The 18,206-nt window shown below is 66.8% G+C and carries 18 protein-coding genes; 4 read left to right on the top strand and 14 right to left on the bottom strand.

Annotated features, from left to right (window positions below):
• Positions 1-14 precede the first annotated feature (14 nt).
• The 6 genes from H7K34_RS10595 to ssd are packed head-to-tail and all read right to left on the bottom strand — an operon-like array spanning position 15 to position 4,180.
• Positions 15-317, bottom strand: coding sequence for a TadE family type IV pilus minor pilin (locus tag H7K34_RS10595; RefSeq protein WP_264061851.1), 303 nt, complete (start codon positions 315-317; stop codon positions 15-17).
• 23 nt (positions 318-340) lie between these two features.
• Entirely contained in the window at positions 341-541 is a 201-nt protein-coding gene (locus H7K34_RS10590; RefSeq protein WP_108920268.1) for a DUF4244 domain-containing protein, read from the bottom strand.
• A 24-nt stretch (positions 542-565) separates the two neighbouring features.
• A complete protein-coding gene (locus tag H7K34_RS10585; RefSeq protein ID WP_264061850.1) occupies positions 566-1,159 on the bottom strand; it encodes a type II secretion system F family protein in 594 nt (197 codons plus the stop codon).
• A complete protein-coding gene (locus H7K34_RS10580) occupies positions 1,156-1,962 on the bottom strand; it encodes a type II secretion system F family protein (RefSeq protein WP_264061849.1) in 807 nt (268 codons plus the stop codon). Before H7K34_RS10580 ends, H7K34_RS10585 begins: the two co-directional genes overlap by 4 nt.
• Positions 1,959-3,134 carry a TadA family conjugal transfer-associated ATPase gene (locus H7K34_RS10575; protein WP_264061848.1) on the bottom strand — a complete coding sequence of 392 codons (1,176 nt, stop codon included), beginning with the start codon at positions 3,132-3,134 and terminating at the stop codon, positions 1,959-1,961. The genes H7K34_RS10580 and H7K34_RS10575 overlap by 4 nt, the downstream gene beginning before the upstream one ends.
• Positions 3,131-4,180, bottom strand: a complete 1,050-nt coding sequence (gene ssd, locus H7K34_RS10570; protein WP_264062425.1) for a septum site-determining protein Ssd — start codon at positions 4,178-4,180, stop codon at positions 3,131-3,133. The genes H7K34_RS10575 and ssd overlap by 4 nt, the downstream gene beginning before the upstream one ends.
• 504 nt (positions 4,181-4,684) lie before the next feature.
• Here ssd and H7K34_RS10565 point away from each other — a divergent pair.
• A complete protein-coding gene (locus H7K34_RS10565; RefSeq protein ID WP_108920546.1) occupies positions 4,685-5,542 on the top strand; it encodes an HAD-IB family hydrolase in 858 nt (285 codons plus the stop codon).
• Between the two features lie 429 nt (positions 5,543-5,971).
• On the opposite strand, the gene H7K34_RS10560 is transcribed toward H7K34_RS10565, so the two are convergent.
• The 6 genes from H7K34_RS10560 to H7K34_RS10535 all read right to left on the bottom strand — a co-directional run bounded on the left by H7K34_RS10560 (position 5,972) and on the right by H7K34_RS10535 (position 12,491).
• On the bottom strand, positions 5,972-6,733 hold the full coding sequence (locus tag H7K34_RS10560) for an oxidoreductase (RefSeq protein ID WP_264061847.1): 762 nt from the start codon (positions 6,731-6,733) through the stop codon (positions 5,972-5,974).
• Positions 6,734-6,744: 11 nt separating this feature from the next.
• Positions 6,745-8,382 carry a dipeptide ABC transporter ATP-binding protein gene (locus tag H7K34_RS10555; RefSeq protein WP_264061846.1) on the bottom strand — a complete coding sequence of 546 codons (1,638 nt, stop codon included), beginning with the start codon at positions 8,380-8,382 and terminating at the stop codon, positions 6,745-6,747.
• Complete coding sequence (locus tag H7K34_RS10550; protein ID WP_264061845.1) at positions 8,379-9,242, bottom strand: ABC transporter permease; 864 nt, start codon at positions 9,240-9,242, stop codon at positions 8,379-8,381. The genes H7K34_RS10555 and H7K34_RS10550 overlap by 4 nt, the downstream gene beginning before the upstream one ends.
• On the bottom strand, positions 9,235-10,161 hold the full coding sequence (locus tag H7K34_RS10545; RefSeq protein ID WP_264061843.1) for an ABC transporter permease: 927 nt from the start codon (positions 10,159-10,161) through the stop codon (positions 9,235-9,237). Before H7K34_RS10545 ends, H7K34_RS10550 begins: the two co-directional genes overlap by 8 nt.
• 3 nt (positions 10,162-10,164) lie before the next feature.
• Positions 10,165-11,787: a peptide ABC transporter substrate-binding protein gene (locus H7K34_RS10540; protein WP_372510764.1), complete on the bottom strand. Its 1,623-nt coding sequence runs from the start codon at positions 11,785-11,787 to the stop codon at positions 10,165-10,167.
• 158 nt (positions 11,788-11,945) lie between these two features.
• A complete protein-coding gene (locus H7K34_RS10535) occupies positions 11,946-12,491 on the bottom strand; it encodes a DUF4232 domain-containing protein (protein WP_372510763.1) in 546 nt (181 codons plus the stop codon).
• Between the two features lie 131 nt (positions 12,492-12,622).
• On the opposite strand from H7K34_RS10535, the gene acs reads away from it, so the two are divergent.
• A complete protein-coding gene (acs, locus tag H7K34_RS10530) occupies positions 12,623-14,581 on the top strand; it encodes an acetate--CoA ligase (RefSeq protein WP_264061841.1) in 1,959 nt (652 codons plus the stop codon).
• 19 nt (positions 14,582-14,600) lie between these two features.
• Here acs and H7K34_RS10525 read toward each other — a convergent pair whose 3' ends face one another.
• Positions 14,601-15,299: a S1 family peptidase gene (locus tag H7K34_RS10525; RefSeq protein WP_264061840.1), complete on the bottom strand. Its 699-nt coding sequence runs from the start codon at positions 15,297-15,299 to the stop codon at positions 14,601-14,603.
• Between the two features lie 209 nt (positions 15,300-15,508).
• Between H7K34_RS10525 and H7K34_RS10520 the strand changes: the two genes are divergently transcribed.
• A complete protein-coding gene (locus H7K34_RS10520) occupies positions 15,509-16,051 on the top strand; it encodes a phage holin family protein (protein ID WP_264061839.1) in 543 nt (180 codons plus the stop codon).
• On the top strand, positions 16,052-17,002 hold the full coding sequence (locus H7K34_RS10515) for an alpha/beta fold hydrolase (RefSeq protein ID WP_264061838.1): 951 nt from the start codon (positions 16,052-16,054) through the stop codon (positions 17,000-17,002).
• Between the two features lie 7 nt (positions 17,003-17,009).
• On the opposite strand, the gene marP is transcribed toward H7K34_RS10515, so the two are convergent.
• Positions 17,010-18,203 (bottom strand): acid resistance serine protease MarP, encoded by a 1,194-nt coding sequence (gene marP, locus H7K34_RS10510; protein ID WP_264061837.1) that lies wholly within the window; start codon positions 18,201-18,203, stop codon positions 17,010-17,012.
• Between the last annotated feature and the right edge of the window lie 3 nt (positions 18,204-18,206).

Raw genomic sequence — 18,206 nt, 5'->3', positions numbered from 1 at the left:
TCGCCGAGCCGCGATCATCGCGACGGCTCTGCCGCCGACACGGCCCTAGCCCTAATATCCAACGTGGGCAACGCCTTTGAGTGCGCAACGACCGTCGCCACAAGGAAGTCACCGTCGCGGTGCAACGAGACTTGCGCTCCCCCCGGCGCGATCCGGCGCGCCGCGTCGACTGCGGAATGTTCGTCACCGCGGGCGGCCAGCCGGGCGGCTTCGCGGGCGGCATCGACACAGCGGACTTGCATTGACACAGCCGTGATCCCCGCCAGGCATCCCACCAGCACGACGACCAGCGTGGCGATTGCCAATGCGCCTTCCACGGTGCTCGAACCGGCACAGCCGGCTAGACCTTGGTGTTGAGCGCGCGCCCGATGATGTTGGTCAACGCCGACACGATTGAATCGCCGGTGACGACCGTGTACAGGATCGCGCCGAAGGCGGCCGCGGCGATGGTGCCGATGGCGTATTCGACCGTCGACATCCCCGACTCGTCGGTGGCCAGGAGCGTCATCCGCGCGATCACTACGCGAAACATGTTGATCATCAATGCATCCCCTCTGTTGCGGCGTCACAGCAAGCCCGACTGCAGAACATCTCCGGCCAGCCCCGCCACCACCGGGACAATGCCCAGGCAGACAAATGCCGGCAGAAAACACAGGCCGAGCGGTCCGGCGATCAGCACCCCAGCCCGCTCGGCGGCCGCCGCGGCGGTGTGCGCGGCGTCGTGACGAGACTGATCGGCCAGTTCCGCGACGCCGCCGGCCAGCGCTGCGCCCGATGACGCCGACCGCCGCGCAAGTCGCAGTAGCGCATCGGTCTGCACATCGACCACAGCCTTTGGCGACATCGACCATGCGACAGCGGGATCGGCGCCCAGAGCCAGCAGATCAGCGGCCCGCCGCAACACCCGCGCGAGCTTCGGCGGCGCGGACGCTGCGGTAGCGCCCGCCGCGGTCGACACGGCCATGCCCGCCGCTAAGCACACGGCCAGCACGTCCAGGCTGGACGCGACCGCCAGCGGGTCGGATCGATGAGCGGGCGCTTCGGTCAACCCAGGCCGCACCCGTTGCGCGCGAGCGGTTGTCCCGGCGCGCGCCCGCACCACCGATGGGCCGGGGCCGATCAGCAAGGCCACCGCGAGCAATACCGCCGCGGCGCTCATGCCCCCGCTCCAGCACGCTCGATGATTCGGTCCGACCACAGCAACCCGCCGCACGCGAGCACCGATCCGACAAACAACAGCCATCCCCCGGCGTTCCCGCTGAGCAAGAAGCCCAGTGGACGAGCCCCGATCAGTTGGCCCAGCAAGACTCCAAGCAACGGCAGGCACGCCAGTATTGCCGCGGTGGCACGCGCCCCGGCCATGCCCGAGCTGACCCGTGCCGAGAATCGTTGATACTCAGCGATATCGCGCTGCGCGGTACGCATCAGGGTGGCGATCGCTAGGCCGTGAGCGCCGGCCAGCTGCCAGCACACCGCCAGTCGATGCCAATGCGCTGGCTGGGCTGACGATCGTGCGGCGGCGCGCAGGCCGGCCGTGACGTCGGCACCCAATCGCGCCCGGGCTGCGACGGCATGCAGTGCCACGGCAACCGCACCAACGGTTTCGCCGGCGGCCACCTCGAACGCCTGCACCGGATTCGAGCCGACGCGCAGCTCTCCGACCAACACATCGAGCGCGGCTTCCAGCGTCCGGCCCTCCTGCGTCGCGCGCCGGATCTGGCGTCGGCGACGGTAGCGCACGCCAGCCGTGCCGGCCACCACCGCGGCGGCCAAGACCGTCGCCAGCGGCAACAACGCCGCGGCCACGACAGCGGTGCAGACGGTGACGCCGCCGGCCCCGCGCGCCCCGACCATGACCCGTCGGTGCGCTGGGGTCGCCACGGCGATTCGTGGCCGCGGTGATGACGGAAACACCCAGAGCGCCAATGCCAATAGCAACGCGGCGGTCGTTAGGCCGTTCATGCCGGCAACCGGCTTCGCAGCAAACGATGCAGTTCGTCCGCTTCGTCGGTCATGCCTTGCTCTGCCTGCCACGCCGTGATCGCCCGGACGCGCCCGTCGACTGGGCGCAGCACCGCGATCTCGGCGAGCCAGCGCCGACCCTGTCGATCGCGGGCGACGTGCAGCAGCACCTGCACCGCCGCGGCGAGCTGGCTGTGTAAGGCCGCGCGGTCCAGACCGCCAAGCGCGCCCAACGCCTCCAGCCGGGCGGGAACCTCACCCGGATTGTTCGCATGCACCGTGCCCGCCCCGCCGTCGTGCCCGGTGTTCAGCGCCGCCAGCAGGTCTACCACTTCGGCTCCCCTGACCTCGCCGACCACGATGCGGTCCGGCCGCATCCGCAACGCCTGCCGGACGAGTTGGCGCACCGGAACCTCGCCCACGCCTTCGACATTGGCGCACCTTGCGACCAGCTTCACCAGATGTGGATGCCGGGGCGCCAATTCGGCGGCATCCTCGACGCAGACCATCCGCTCGACCGGGGATACCGCGCCCAGCATGGCCGCCAGCAAGGTTGTCTTTCCGGCGCCGGTGCCGCCACAAATCAGGAAGGCCAACCGCGCCGCGATGATGTCGGCCACCAACGCGGCCGCCCGGGGCTCGATGGCGCCCGCCGCGATCAGGGCCGCCAGATCCTGGGTAGCCGGCCGCAACACCCGCAGCGACAAACAGGTGCCGCCGGCCGCCACGGGCGGCAGCACCGCGTGCAATCGGACAGCAAACCCGCCGGCACCGAATCCAGTCAGCTGTCCGTCGACCCACGGCTGGGCGTCATCGAGGCGCCGGCCGGCGGCCAACGCCAGCCGCTGCGCCAACCGCCGCACGGCCGCCTCGTCGGCAAATCGGATGTGGCTGCGTCGCAAACCGTTTCCATCGTCGACCCACACGGCGTCGGGCGCGGTGACCAGGACGTCGGTGGTGCCGTCCGCGCATAGCAGCGGTTCGAGGATGCCGGCGCCGGTCAGCTCGGTCTGTAGCACCCGAAGATTCGCGAGCACCTCGGTATCGCCAAGCACCCCGCCGGACTCGGCCCGAATCGCAGCGGCCACCACGTTGGGCCTCAGCGCAGAACCCAGCGGAGCCGATTCGGTGGCCAGCCGCTCCCGCACCCGCTCGATAAGCGATCCGCTCACGCCGCCCTGACTTTCGGCCCAGATCCCGTGCGCGGCAGCACCGCTAACACTCGGCGGGCCGCCGCCGTCAGCGCGGATCGCCGCCCCAACCGCAGCCCTCCGCGTTCCAACTGCTCCGCCAGTTGCGGCTGCGCTCTCATCGACGCGAGCAGCGTCACCCCGGTGATGTCGGCGACTTCAGCCGCCCGCAAGCCGCCCGGCGCTGGACCCCGAACAACCAACCCGAGGTTGGGATTGATCGCGGCCAGCACCGGGGCGATCGCCGCGGTCGCCGCGCACGCCCGGACGTCACATGGACTGACGACAACGACCAGGTCCGCGGCATCCAGCGCGGCTTGGCTGGCTTCGGTCAGCCGGCGGGGCAGATCGCACACGACGGTGACTCCCCCACGCCGGCCCGCATCGATCACCGCGTCCACGGGCTTGGCGTCCAGCTCGTAGCCGCGCCGTGTGCCCGACAGCAAGCTGATACCTCCCAGCCGCGGCAACGCGTCACGCACGGCCAACCAGTTGAGGCGACCGCCCTGCAATGCCAAGTCGGGCCAGCGCAAACCCGGCGTCGTCTCAACGCCGAGCAACAAATCGGCGCCGCCACCCCAAGGATCGAGATCGACCAACAGCACCTCGCCGGCGGCCCGAGCCAGCGCGGCCGCGAACAACGAGGCACCCGCACCGCCGCACCCCCCGATCACCGCGACAACCTCGCCGCGCGATCCGTCGTCTCGGATCGAATCAGCGGATTCGGCGAGCTCGCGAATCAGTTCATGTTCCTGCCCGGGCAGGAACATGACGTGTTGGGCGCCGACCGCAACTGCGGCCGACCAAGTTGCCGTCGTGGGTTCGGCGGCGCTCAGCACGCTGACATGAGCGCGGCGCGGCATCCCCGCACGCCCACAGCGCTTCGCGGCCGCCTCATCGAGCACCACCGCCGCAGCCGCCGACCACGTTTTCCTCGCCACCGGCGAACCCCCGGCGTGGACCACTCGAACGCCGACGGCCGCGGCCACCCGGTCCAGCTCGTCACGCAAGTTGGCGTCGGTCAGCACCGCCAAGACGCCCGAGGAATCTCTCGCCGCGGTGCCGGAGGTGGTAGCCATCCCACCACCGTGCGGGCAGCTGAGGATGGGACACCAGTCCCAAAGCAGGATTTGTGGAGAGACACGGAAGTGTGCACAAACCGATCGAGTGGGCGGATTCCGGCGCGATAGATAACACCGTGCCCGCAACCCGCCGCAGGCCCTTACAGAGGGCCTGACAGAAGAAAGTAATCCTGGGAAACTTACCCCAGAAAAGGGACGACCCCCGCCAGTGGGGGAGGAGGCGGAGGTCGTCGTGCATCAGCCCCGGGGGGTCGGGCTGATGCACCCTCGGCTCAGGCCGAGTAATGCTTACTATACACACGACAGTGCGGACTGACGCAAGTGGCTGTTTTTTTCAGAACAACACTTTGAGCCGCAAAAACACCGTTGGCCTCGTCTGTTACATCCCGTTCGCCGCGCACTGCGGGACAACACCGCGGACTCGCCTGCCGACCGACCTATGCTGTGTCGGTGACCGTCTCCGACCCGGATGCGCATCAGCAAACCTCGGCGCGGACCACCGCACCCGGCAGTCCGCACGCCCGCACCGCGGCCTTCTTCGACCTGGATAAGACGATCATCGCCAAGTCCAGCACGCTGGCGTTCAGCAAACCGTTCTTCGACCAGGGTCTGCTCAATCGCCGGGCCGTGCTGAAGTCCAGTTACGCCCAATTCATCTTTCTGCTCTCTGGTGCCGATCATGACCAGATGGACCGAATGCGGACCCACATGACCAACATGTGCACCGGCTGGGACGCCGCTCAGGTCAAGTCGATCGTCAACGAAACGCTGCACGACATCGTGACTCCGCTGGTGTTCGCGGAAGCCGCGGACCTAATTGCCGCGCACAAATTATGCGGCCGCGACGTCGTGGTGGTCTCCGCCTCCGGCGAAGAAATCGTCGCGCCGATCGCCCGCGCGCTCGGCGCAACGCATGCGATGGCGACCCGGATGGTGGTCGAGGACGGCAAGTACACCGGCGAGGTCGGCTTCTATTGCTACGGCGAGGGCAAGGTCCAAGCGATCCGCGAGTTGGCCGCCCGCGAGGGCTATCCGCTGGAACATTGTTACGCCTACTCGGACTCGATCACCGACCTGCCAATGCTCGAGTCCGTCGGACATCCGAGCGTGGTCAACCCGGACCGCGGTTTACGCAAGGAAGCGACCGAACGCGGCTGGCCGGTATTGAGTTTCTCGCGACCGGTGTCTCTGCGAGACCGGATTCCGGCCCCGTCGGGAGCCGCGATCGCCACCACAGCCGCGGTGAGTATCACCGCGCTGGCGGCCGGCGCGGTGACCTACTCGCTGTTGCGGCGCTTCGCGTTCTAGCGTCGCGCCGCGGCGCCAGCAAACCTACCAAGCGATCGATTCGATAACCGCTTCGCAACATTCGCACAATTGGGCCTTGCTGTGCTAAGGCTCCAGTAGTACAAAGGAACCACGGAAGCCCGGTAAGGCCTAGGTCGACCCGGAAGAGAAGGTTCGTTCTCCCAACCCGGGCGCCCAGCACGGTACTCGGCACCCACGCGGAGTCATAGCCGCGATAATGGCAGAAGTGTTGTGGGCCTGCGTAATTGCGAAAAAGCAGAAAGTACGAGCAGCCCTTTGGGTGGGGTTGTGACTTGAAGCGTCGCAAGATCGCCGAGGCCACCCACGCAACCCCACAGATGCACGCTTGGTAACCGAGTTCCGTGCTAGCGGGCGGCGGACCGAATATTTCGGAACGCCGCCCGCTCTACATGTGTTGACCCGGTTGGTTCAACTTTTCCCCGGCAACGCCTCGGCGATCGACAACGCTTCTTGCGCGCCGGCCTGCAGCGCCCGGCAACACAGCACCAGCCAGGCACCGACGCCGCGCGGCGCGCCTTCGGCGAATCCGCTTGCGGCGGACCGATAGTCGCCGGGCTTGCGCATCCAGCTCACCTCGGGCACACCCAGTCCGTGCGGATCCAGCCCACTGGCGATGGTCACCAGCCGAGACACCGCGCGTGCCACCACGCCATCCGCGCTGCCAAAGGGCTTGAGCGTCAGCAGTTCTCCGTGCGCGACCGCGGCGACTACCGGCGCCGGCACCTGCGTGCGACCGGACACCAACTCGGCCAGCAGCTCGAGACGCGGCCCGATCTCGGCGTCGGCCCGCGGTCGGCCCAATTGGTCATCATCGACCTGGTCGGCGGCGGCCAGCATGTGTAGCCGGGCCAGCGCCTGCAACGGCGCCCGTTGCCAGATACCGACCAGCGCACCCCCGCCGCCCTCCAGTGCCTGAGCGACTCGCAGCGCGCCGCCGAACACCGGATCGTTGACGCCTGAACTGTCCGCCAAGTCCTCGAACCGCACGGGCCCGCCATCGAGCACCGACGAAGCGCGAGCCGCCCGCAACGAGGCCTCGGCGGCGGTTACCGGCCAGCCCCGCAGGTTAGCCCGATGCCGGTGAGCGCGGCCCAACGCGTCGCGGGCCCGGTCACTGGCCTCGGCGACGCCGGGGAGCTCCATCAGCGGGGCGAGCGGGTCTGCCGTCACAGGTTGCCAACCTAGCGGTCAGGGGTGGACGCGCCGGGAATGGCCTCCAGCAATTGCCGGGTGTACTCGTGGCCGGGGTTGCTGAACAGCTCCTCAGTGCCCGCATGCTCCACGATCTGGCCCGCCCGCATCACCAGGACATCGTCGGCGATCTGCCGGATCACCGCCAGGTCGTGGCTGATGAACAGGTAGGCAAGGCCCAGCTCGGCCTGTAGCGAGGTCAGCAGGTCCAGGATCTGCGCCTGCACCAGCACGTCGAGCGCCGATACCGCCTCATCGCACACCAGCACCTGCGGGCGCAGCGCCAACGCCCGCGCGATTGCGACCCGCTGGCGTTGGCCGCCCGACAGCTCGCGCGGCAACCTGCCGAGCACCGACGACGGCAACGCCACCTGGTCAACGAGCTCGCGCACCGCCTTCTCGCGTTGGGTCCGGTCGCCGACGCGATGGATCCGCAACGGTTCCTCGATGGCGCGAAACACCGAGTACATGGGGTCCAGGCTGCTGTAGGGGTTCTGGAACACCGGCTGCACGCGACGACGAAAAGCCATCATCGCGTCCCGGTTCAACCCGTCGGAAATCTGAGTGCCGTCGAAAACGACTGTGCCCGAAGTCGGTTGGAGTAGGCCCAGTGCCATCCGGGCGACCGTCGATTTCCCCGAACCCGATTCCCCCACGATGGCCAGGGTGCTGGCCCGGCGCAGCCGGAACGACACGGCGTCGACGGCGCAGAACTGAGTCCGCCGCCACGGTGCGCCGTGCGACTCCCGGTAGACCTTGGTCAGCTCCGAGGCGACGAGGATGTCAGCGGCACCGGTGACGGCCTGCCGACGTGCCGGCGCCGAACTCCGGACCGTCAGCGACGGCGCCGCAGCCACCAGCCGGCGGGTGTACTCGTGCCGCGGATCACGCAGGATCGACTGTGCAGCACCGGATTCCACCACCACCCCCCGGTTGACCACGACCACCCGCTCTGCCCGTTCGGCGGCCAGCGCCAGGTCATGAGTGATCAGCAACAGCGCGGTGCCCAATTCGTCGGTGAGGCGCTGCAAATGGTCGAGCACCTGCCGTTGCACCGTGACATCCAGCGCGGATGTCGGCTCATCGGCGATCAGTAGCTGCGGATGACCCGCCAGCCCGATGGCGATCAGCGCACGCTGGCACATCCCGCCGGACAACTGGTGCGGGTACTTGGCCGCCTGCTTCGCCGGATCCGGCATGCCGGCCTGGGCGAGCAGCTGCACGGCTCGGTGGCGTGCCTGCCGGCCATCGGTATTGGCCCGCAACGCTTCTGAGATCTGGAATCCTACCTTCCAGACGGGGTTGAGGTTGGTCATCGGGTCTTGGGGTACGTACCCGATGCGACGGCCTCTGATCGACCGCAGCAGTCGGCGGTCGGCTTTCCGACCAGCCGAAGTGATGTCGATCCCGTCGAAGGTGATGCGACCGGCCGTGATCCGGCCACCGGGAGCCAGCAGCCCAAGGATCGCGGCGGCAGTGGTGGATTTCCCCGATCCTGATTCACCGACCACGGCGACGGTTTGGCCACGCATGACGCTTAGATCGACGCCGCTGACCGCTGGGGCATGGTCGCCGAACTTGACTTCCAGGCCCTCAACTTTCAGCAGCGGCGATTCCACGGTGCTCATGCCCGCCTCGCTCGCGACGCCGGATCCAGGGCGTCGCGCAGGGCGTCACCCATCATCATGAATGCCAGCACCGTAATCGCCAGTGCGCCCGCGGGATAGAACAAGATCGGTGAGCCGGCCCGCAGCCGCGTCTGCGCGAGGTTGATATCGCCGCCCCACGACACCACCGAGGTCGGCAGCCCGACGCCGAGATAGGACAGCGTGGCCTCGGTGACGATGAAAGCCCCCAGCGCAATGGTGGACATCGCGATCACCGGGCCCACCGCATTAGGCAATGCGTGCCGCAGCAAGGTTTGAAACCTGCTCAACCCCAATGCCTTAGCCGCGAGGATATAATCGCTGGCCCGCACCTCCAATACCGCGCCGCGCGCGATCCTGGCCACCTGCGGCCAGCCGAACAACGCCAGGATGGCGATCACCGTCCACACCGTGCGATGGTGCAGCACCTGCATCAGCACGATCGCGGCCAGCAGCAGCGGCAGCCCGAAGAACACGTCGGTAATGCGCGAGACCAGCGCGTCGAGCCAGCCCCCGTAGAAGCCGGCCAACGCCCCCAGCGCCCCGCCGACGACGAACACCAGCAGGGTGGCGCCCAACCCCACCGTGACCGACGCGCGAGCCCCATAAATGGTGCGCGCGTAGATGTCGTGCCCTTGCAGGTCGGTGCCGAACCAGTGCACCGCCGACGGGCCGAGCAGGCTTTGGCTGGGATCGGCGTAGCCGGGGTCGGCGTGGGTGAACATCGCCGGAAACAGCGCGACCAGAACAATGGTCAGGATCAGCGCAGCGGCGACGACGAATTTCGGACGCCGGTGCAACCTGCGCCAGGCCTCGCCCCAAAAGCCGGAGTGTTCAGCCATAGCGGATCCTCGGGTCCAGGGCCGCATAGAGCAGGTCGACCAGCAGGTTGGTGATCAGATAGATCAGCACCAGCACTGTCACGATCGAGACGACGGTCGGCGCCTCCTGCCGGGTGACGGCTTGGTAGAGCACGCCGCCGACACCGTGAATGTTGAAGATGCCTTCGGTCACGATGGCTCCGCCCATCAGCGCACCCACATCGGCACCCAGGAACGTCACCACCGGGATCAGCGAGTTGCGCAGAATGTGCACGGTGACGACCCGCGGCCGCGACAATCCCTTCGCCGTAGCGGTGCGGACATAGTCGGCGTGCGCGTTGGCGGCCACCGCCGATCGGGTCAACCGCACCACGTAGGCGAATGACACTGAACCCAAGACGATTCCGGGCAGCAGCAGGCGCGCGAAGGTCGCCCGCTCGCCAACGGTGACCGGCGCGATGCCCAGCCGTACCCCGAACAGGAATTGGGTCAGGAACCCCAGCACGAAGATCGGGATCGCGATAATGATCAGTCCGGTGATCAGCACCGTGGAATCGAACAGCCCACCCTGGCGCAGCCCGGATATCACGCCGAACCCGATCCCGAACACCGCCTCCACGATCAGTGCGATCAGCGCCAGCCGGATCGTCACCGGAAAAGCGTGTGCTAGAACGGCACTCACCGGTAGCCCGGAATAGGCGCGGCCCAGGTCGCCGTGCAGGACGCCGCCCAGGTAGTGCAGGTACTGCAGCAGGAAAGGATCGTCGAGGTGGTAGCGCGCCCGCAGTTGGGCGGCGACCGCCGGGGTCAGCGGCCGGTCTCCGGCGATCGCGGCCAGCGGGTCGCCGGGCAGCAGGAACACCATGCCGTAGATCAGCAACGTCGCGCCCAGGAAGACGGGCACCATGACGGCGATCCTGCGCGCGATGTACCACCCCATGGCTCAGGCCTTGACGATGTTCTCGTAGTCGGGCATCCCGTTCCACGTCACCTTGACGTCGCTGACTTCCGGCGACCATCCGAGAACGGCGATGTAGTACCACAGCGGCACAGCGGGCATGTCGCGCAACAGGATTCGCTGTGCGACATTGGCAAGCACGTCCGCCTGCTGCAGGTTAGGCGCCGCCTCGGCGGCCGCTAGGCCGGCGTCGAACTCCCCGCTGGAGTATCCGACGTCGTTGGATCCCGCACCGGTCGCGTACAGCGGGGCGAGGAACTCGATCATCGACGGATAGTCACCGATCCAGCCGGCCCTAAACGCGGTGTCGATGGTGCGGTTGGTGATCTGGGTGCGAAACCCCGCGAAAGTGGGCTGCGGCGCGCCGACGGCATCGATGCCCAGCACATTCTTGATGCTATTGGCCACCGCATCCACCCATTCCTGATGGCCACTGTCGGCGTTGTACGCGATGGCGTAGCGCCCGCTCCACGGCGAGATCGCGTTGGCCTGCGCCCAGAGTTGCCGCGCCCGTTCGGGGTTGAAGTCCAATGCGTCATTTCCCGGAATATTCGGGTCGAAACCCGGCAGGGATCGGGCCGTGAAATCGCGGGCTGGGCTGCGGGTGCCGTTGAAGATCTGCTGACAGATCTGCGAGCGGTTGACGGCTGCCGACAGCGCCAGCCGGCGCAGCCGGCCCTCCTCACCCCCGAAGTGTGGTAGCCGCAACGGCGTGTCGAGAGATTGGCTGACCGCGACCGGGCCGCTCGTGGCATTCCCGCCCAAGTCGCGCTGGTAGATCGTCAGCGCGCTGGACGGAATCGTGTCCAGGACATCGAGATTGCCGGACAGCAGATCGGCATACGCGGTATCGAGGTTGCCGTAGAACTCGAACCTCAGGCCCTTGTTGTGGGGTTTACGGTTACCGCGGTAATCGGGGTTCGGTTTCAAGTCGATCTTGACGTTGTGCTCCCAGGCCGGTCCATCCGGACCGTCGGCCAGCTGGTAGGGGCCGTTCCCGATCGGATTGCGCCCAAATGCCGCCATGTCCCGAAAGGCCTTGTCCGGCAACGGGTAGAACGCCCCGTGACCAAGTCGCAAGGTGAAGTCGACGGTCGGCGCCCGCAACCGCACGGTGAACTCGAGATCGTTGACCACCTGCAGCCCGGACATCGTGGTCGGCTTTCCGCCACCCGGGGCGCCGGCGACGTCGTCGAATCCGGCGATGGGACGGAAGAAGTCCTGTTGCAGTTGGGCATTGGTGCTCAGTGCACCGTAGTTCCACGCGTCGACAAACGAATGCGCCGTCACCGGCGACCCGTCCGTGAACTTCCACCCAGGTTTGAGGATGATCCGATAGTTGATGTTGTCGGTGGTCGCGATCGACTGCGCCACCTCCGGCGAGGGTTTGCCGTTGGCGTCGTAGGACACCAAGCCGGCGAACAGCCGGTCCAGGATCCGTCCTCCAAGGCTGTCATTGGTGCCGGTGGGGATCAGCGGGTTGGGCGGTTCCCCGCCGTTGACGACCACCAGATCGGGGCTCAGGGCGCCACCGCCGCAGCCGGCCAACGGCGCGATGATCAGCACGATGACGGCAGCAAAAACCGGCCAGACCGGCCTGCTCGGCATCCAACGCATGACAGCGACCCTAGGGCCTGCGGTCACGTCGGCCGCAAAAGGACCGCCGGCGAAGTGCGTCATCTCACGTCGACTAACCCTAGGGTTTCGCGATGGGGGTCGCGGTTCTCGCCTCGGGGGGGCGCCGCCTACGTGGCCGGTAGGTACGTCTAGTGAACGTCGGTGATGGGATGCACCTGCAGTTCGCAGGCATCGATCGTCGCCGGCACGGTGAGCACGATGATCGTGTCGGGTGGGTTGACCCGCAGCTCGGTGTAGTTGGGGCATGCGGTGCCCTTGCCGTCGACCGCCATGCCCTCCACGACGGCCTGCCCCTGTGCGGCCAATGACAACGTGACGGTGGGTGGCACATCGACATTGCTCGGCAAACCACCCAGGTAACCGCGCGGCGTCGGCCTGGCATGAAGATCCGGCCCACCGGAGCCCGTCTCGACCGCGGGATAGCCGGTGAGCGTGCACGGCTCCCCACCACCGGCGAGGCTGAACATCAGCATTACCGCGCGGTGGCCCATCGCCCCCTCCGTCGGGGAGGCGATCACGGCGACCTGGTCGGACTTGCACGGCACTGCCTGTTCGCCGCTCTCAACCGGAACCGCCCACGACTGCGGGCCCAGCACCGCCGCGACCGTGTAACTCGTTGCAGCCGCGGCAAAGCTAAGGAGCAAACGGCGGGCGCGCCGTCCGCGAGGTTCCAGCACAAAGGTGATTATGCGGTATGACAACCCCGTTTACCCCCGGATTGAAGCGCGCGGGTTCAACTGGCGAGGCTAGGCTCTCAGACGGCTGACGAGCTCGAACCCCGGCCCTCGACACAGGAGAGAAGCCAGTGACCGCCACACACACCGAAGGCCCGTCGTCGTACCCGCCGCCCGCGCAATTCACCGAGCAGGCCAACGCTGGTGAGGACCTCTACCGCGAAGCTGAGCAGGACCGGCTGGCGTTCTGGGCCAAGCAGGCCGACCGGCTGGCGTGGGCAAAGCCGTTCACCGAGGTGCTCGACTGGCAGCCGCCGTACGCCAAATGGTTTTCCGACGGCAAGCTCAACGTCGCGTACAACTGCGTGGACCGCCACGTCGAGGCCGGCCTCGGCGATCGGGTGGCAATTCACTGGGAAGGCGAGCCGGTCGGTGATAGCCGCAGCCTTACCTACTCCGATCTGCAGGCCGAGGTCTGCAAAGCCGCGAACGCGCTGACCGATCTCGGTCTGGTCGCCGGCGACCGAGCCGCCATCTACATGCCGTTGATTCCGGAAGCCGTTATCGCGATGCTGGCCTGCGCGCGGCTCGGCGTCATGCACAGCGTGGTGTTCGGCGGTTTCACCTCGAAGGCCCTGCGGGCCCGGATCGCCGACGCGCAGGCCAAGGTGCTGATCACCAGCGACGGGCAGTTCCGCCGCGGTAAGCCGGCGCCGCTTAAGGACAACGCCGACGAGGCCGTCGCACCCGGACCGGACGGCGAGAGCTCAATCGAGAAAGTTCTGGTGGTGCGGCGCACCGGAATTGACGTGTCCTGGGACGACGACCGCGACGTGTGGTGGCACGAGGTCGTGGATTCCGCGTCGCCAGAACACACTGCGGCGCCCTTCGACGCCGAGCACCCGTTGTTCCTGCTGTACACCTCGGGCACCACGGGCAAGCCCAAGGGCATCGTGCACACCAGCGGCGGCTACCTGACGCAGTGCTGCTACACGGTCCACACCATCTTCGACGTCAAGCCGGAGAGCGACGTGTTCTGGTGCACCGCCGACATCGGCTGGGTCACCGGGCACACCTACGGCGTCTATGGTCCGCTTTCCAACGGCATCACCGAGGTGCTCTACGAGGGCACACCCGATAGCCCCGACCGCAACCGGCATTTCCAGATCATCGAAAAGTACGGCGTAACAATCTATTACACGGCGCCCACCCTGATCCGGACATTCATGAAGTGGGGCCGTGAAATCCCCGACGCCCACAACCTGTCCAGCCTGCGGCTGCTCGGATCGGTCGGCGAGCCGATCAACCCGGAAGCCTGGCGCTGGTACCGCGAAGTGTTCGGCGCGGACACGCTGCCGGTGGTCGACACCTGGTGGCAGACCGAGACAGGCTCGGCGATGATCTCGCCGCTGCCGGGAATCGCTGCGGCCAAACCGGGTTCGGCGATGACGCCGCTGCCGGGCATCTCGGCCAAGATCGTCGACGACCACGGCGACCCGCTGCAGCCCGACGCCGACAACGCCAAGAACGTCACCGGATATCTCGTGCTGGACCAGCCGTGGCCGTCGATGCTGCGTGGCATTTGGGGTGATCCCGATCGCTACCGCGACACCTACTGGTCCAAATTCGCCGACAAAGGCTTCTACTTCGCCGGGGACGGCGCGCGTTTCGATCCCGACGGTGCGATCTGGGTGCTGGGCCGCATCGACGACGTGATGAACGTGTCCGGCCACCGGATCTCGACCGCCGAGGTTGAGTCGGCGCTCGTCGGTCACTCCGGCGTCGCCGAGGCGGCGGTGGTCGGGGTCACCGACGACACCACCGGCCAAGCCATTTGCGCGTTCGTCGTCCTATGCACCGGCTACGACGCCCATGACCAGACCATCGACGAGCTGCGTATCCAGGTGTCCACGGAGATCTCGCCCATCGCGAAGCCGCGGGAAGTCCACGTCGTGCCGGAGCTGCCGAAGACCCGCAGCGGCAAGATCATGCGCAGGCTGCTGCGCGACGTCGCCGAAAATCGCGAGCTCGGTGATACATCGACATTGCTCGATCCGGGTGTGTTCGAGGCGATCCGGGAAGCCAAGTAAGGCCGCAACGCCGAATAGCTCAGGCCGGTATCGGGACGAAGCCCGCACCAGCCCGGTGTTTGGCATTGATGTCGGCCAGCACCGCGTTGAACGACACCACCACCGCCGGGGTGTGTAGCGGGATGTACTTGACAACACAGGTCGGCAGGCTGTCACTGAACGCGCCGTGGATCATCCCCACCAGCAGGTTGTCAACGGTCACCGGCCCCCCGGAGTCACCGGGCCGGCCACAGACCTGCATCACGATCGTGCCCGGATCCTGGCCGGGCCCCCAGGTGACGCCGCATGAATTCCCGGTGGTACGGCCCTGCTTGCAGGCGATCTGACCGAACACCGGCTCCGGACCGACGCCGTCGATCACAAAGCCGTTGTAGTTGGCCACCGGCACCACCTTGGCCCGATCGAATTTGATCACCGCGTAGTCCAGGGCGTCGTTGCCCGCAACCATCGTTCCGAGTACGCCTCTGCCTTCGGCTGCCTCGGACGCGACCTGAGCGCCCGGGCCACCACAGTGCGCGGAGGTGAACCCGATTAGGTCACCGGCGGCATCGCCGCCGATGGTCGTCAGGGTGCACATTGTGTCTCCGTTGATGACGATGCCCGCACCGCCACCCATCGGGACCCGGTCGTCGGCCGCCGCGACGTTTGCGGGCAATCCCGGCAGCAGCAGGAGCACCACCACCAGCATCGCCACAAAGCACCGATGTGCCGTCTGCAATGCGCAACTCCCGTCACTGGCCGACTGTCGGAGAACAGCTGCGCCAGTCTAAATGATCACCCCAGCACCCCTCTCGCTGTGCGAATAGCGGTTTCGGGCATTGACCGCGACCGTAGGTCGCCGGGCCTCGCGGTCGTCGGCTGGCCTCGTCTGGCATCGCAACGCATGGCAACATAAACCGCGACGACAGCGAACCGAGAGGACCGTCTGTGAGCAAAGTGGATCGCAAAAATGGTGTGCCGAGCACGCTGACCACGATTCCGTTGGCCGACCCGCATGCCAGCCACGGCGAGCCGTCGATCGGTGACCTGATCAAAGACGCGACGACTCAGGCATCAACCCTGGTGCGTGCCGAGGTCGAGCTGGCCCGAGCCGAAATCGTCCGCGACGTAAAGAAGGGCCTCACCGGCAGCGTCTTTTTCATCGCTGCTCTGGTGGTGCTGTTCTACTCCACCTTCTTTTTCTTCTTCTTCATTGCCGAGCTCCTCGACACCTGGCTGTGGCGCTGGGTGGCCTTCCTGATCGTCTTCGCGATCATGGTTGTCGTCGGGGCCGTGCTGGCGCTGTTCGGCTATTTGAAGGTGCGGCGCATCCGTGGGCCACGCGAGACCATCGAATCGGTCAAGGAGACGCGCACCGCGCTCACCCCGGGCCATGACAAGGCTGCCGACGCGACCAAGCAGCTCACCGATGCGCCCGGTAAGCACGCCAAGACCGCGGACGCCCACCCCACCGACCCCTCAGGTTGGTAGATGGCAGTACCAGATCCGTCGGTAGTCCGCATCGACGGGCCGTGGCGCCATTTGGACATGCACGCCAACGGCATTCGATTCCACGTCGTCGAGGCGTTACCGACCGGCGCGGGCGTACCGGCTGCGGCTGCGGCACGACCCCTGGTGATGCTGCTGCATGGTTTCGGTTCGTTTTGGTGGTCCTGGCGTCATCAGCTACGCGGGCTGACCGATGCCCGAGTGGTCGCGGTCGACCTGCGCGGCTATGGCGGCAGTGACAAGCCGCCCCGCGGTTACGACGGCTGGACCCTCGCCGGTGATACGGCCGGACTCATTCGCGCGCTTGGGCATTCGTCGGCGACGTTGGTCGGCCATGCCGACGGCGGTTTGTCGTGCTGGACTACCGCGCTGCTGCATTCACGGCTGGTGCGCGCCATTGCCCTGATCAGCTCGCCGCACCCGGCCGCGTTGCGGCGATCGACATTGACGCGCCGCGATCAGGGCTCCGCGCTGCTGCCGACGCTGCTGCGCTATCAACTCCCGGTTTGGCCCGAGCGCCTGCTGACCCGCGACAACGGCGCGGAGATCGAGCGGCTCGTCAGCAGCCGCAGCTCCGCTAAATGGGTTGCCTCCGAGGACTTCTCGCAGACAATTGGCTACCTGCGCACAGCCATCCAGATTCCCGGGGCCGCGCACTGTGCACTGGAGTATCAGCGCTGGGCGGTGCGCAGCCAGCTGCGCGACGAAGGACGGCGATTCATGAAATCGATGTCCCGACAACTCGGCGTGCCACTACTACACCTGCGCGGCGACGCCGATCCCTACGTGCTGGCCGACCCGGTCGACCACAGTCAGCGCTACGCGACGCAGGGTCGCTACGTATCCATCACCGGCACAGGGCATTACAGCCACGAAGAAGCCCCCGAAGAAATCAACAAACATCTGATGAGATTTTTCGAGCAGGTGCACTGACGCCGGATCAGCTGACGCAGTTCCCGGTCGCCACCTGTTGAGTGTCACCGATCTTGGCCATCTGACTCGCGACCTCGCCCGCCGTCAAGACAAATCCGGTGTCGGGATCGTCGACGGCGGCGCCGAACACCACACCGAGTACGTGACCGCTCAGATCGATCAATGGTCCACCCGAATTGCCTTGCTCCACATTGGCTCTGATGGTGTAGACGTCGCGGGTGACCGGCGCCGGGTCCCGGTAGATGTCGGGGCCACTGAGCTTGATAGCCTCACGAATCCTGGCCGGGGTCGCAGTAAAGTTGCCCCCGCCCGGATAGCCCAGAACCACCACGTTGGCACCGGTTTTGGCTTCCGATTCGCTAAACGCCAGTGGTGGCGGCGGCAAGTTCGGGATGGCAAGAATCGCGATATCGACCGACGGGTCATAAGACACCACGGTGGCGTCCAACGGATTACCGCTGGCGTAGATCTGGACGCTGCTGGACCCGGCCACCACGTGCGCATTGGTCATCACCCGATCGGGTGCGATCACGAATCCCGTGCCCTCCAACACTTTTTGGCAGCTTGGTGCCAGGCTGCGCACCTTGACGACGCTGGGTGCCGCGGCCGTCACCACCGGATTGGTGGCCAGCGCGGGATCCGGTGATTCGACAGGGATCACCGGGGTACGGCTGAACGGCTCCAGCACCGCGGGCAGGCCCGAGGTATTCAGCAGTGCCGAAAGGCGTTTGGGGACCGTCTTCAGCCATGGGGGTGCGATGTCGTTGACCTCGGCGAGCACCCGGGAACCGCGAACCGCGGCCGCCAGCTCGGGTTGGTCCTTGGATTGGGTGAGCGGTGTTGCCAGCAGCCACGCGGCCGTCAGCACCACGACGAGCTGCACCCCCACCCCGATGACCGAGTCGACGGTTCTGATTGTGCGACTGTGGATTGCGCCGCGAACCGCGCGTCCCAGCACCACGCCGGCGACCTCGCCGACGACCACGAGCGCAAGAATGAGAAACAGTGCGCCGAACAGCTTGGCGCGCGGCGCGGTGATATGACTGACGATGTGGGGCGCCAGCAACACACCAGCGATCGCGCCCAGCAGCACGCCGACAAACGAGAACAGGGAACCCACCGCGCCCGAACGCCAGCCGGAGATGGCCGCGATGAAGGCCACGGCGAGAACGGCGATATCGAGCCACTGGGACGGGGTCATCGA

The organism is Mycobacterium montefiorense, from assembly GCF_025823255.1.
GTDB classification, from domain to species: Bacteria; Actinomycetota; Actinomycetes; order Mycobacteriales; family Mycobacteriaceae; genus Mycobacterium; species Mycobacterium montefiorense.
Note: the sequence above shows the minus strand (reverse complement) of the source record. Positions and strands in the feature narration are given on the sequence as shown.

Excerpts from the sequence above, each read along its gene's own strand:
- marP (WP_264061837.1), bottom strand. The coding sequence starts at position 18,203 with ATGACCCCGTCCCAGTGGCTCGATATCGCCGTTCTCGCCGTGGCCTTC.
- H7K34_RS10585 (WP_264061850.1), bottom strand. The coding sequence starts at position 1,159 with ATGAGCGCCGCGGCGGTATTGCTCGCGGTGGCCTTGCTGATCGGCCCC.
- H7K34_RS10545 (WP_264061843.1), bottom strand. The coding sequence starts at position 10,161 with ATGGGGTGGTACATCGCGCGCAGGATCGCCGTCATGGTGCCCGTCTTC.
- H7K34_RS10550 (WP_264061845.1), bottom strand. The coding sequence starts at position 9,242 with ATGGCTGAACACTCCGGCTTTTGGGGCGAGGCCTGGCGCAGGTTGCAC.
- H7K34_RS10515 (WP_264061838.1), top strand. The coding sequence starts at position 16,052 with ATGGCAGTACCAGATCCGTCGGTAGTCCGCATCGACGGGCCGTGGCGC.
- H7K34_RS10590 (WP_108920268.1), bottom strand. The coding sequence starts at position 541 with ATGATCAACATGTTTCGCGTAGTGATCGCGCGGATGACGCTCCTGGCC.
- H7K34_RS10580 (WP_264061849.1), bottom strand. The coding sequence starts at position 1,962 with ATGAACGGCCTAACGACCGCCGCGTTGCTATTGGCATTGGCGCTCTGG.
- H7K34_RS10540 (WP_372510764.1), bottom strand. The coding sequence starts at position 11,787 with ATGCCGAGCAGGCCGGTCTGGCCGGTTTTTGCTGCCGTCATCGTGCTG.
- H7K34_RS10555 (WP_264061846.1), bottom strand. The coding sequence starts at position 8,382 with ATGAGCACCGTGGAATCGCCGCTGCTGAAAGTTGAGGGCCTGGAAGTC.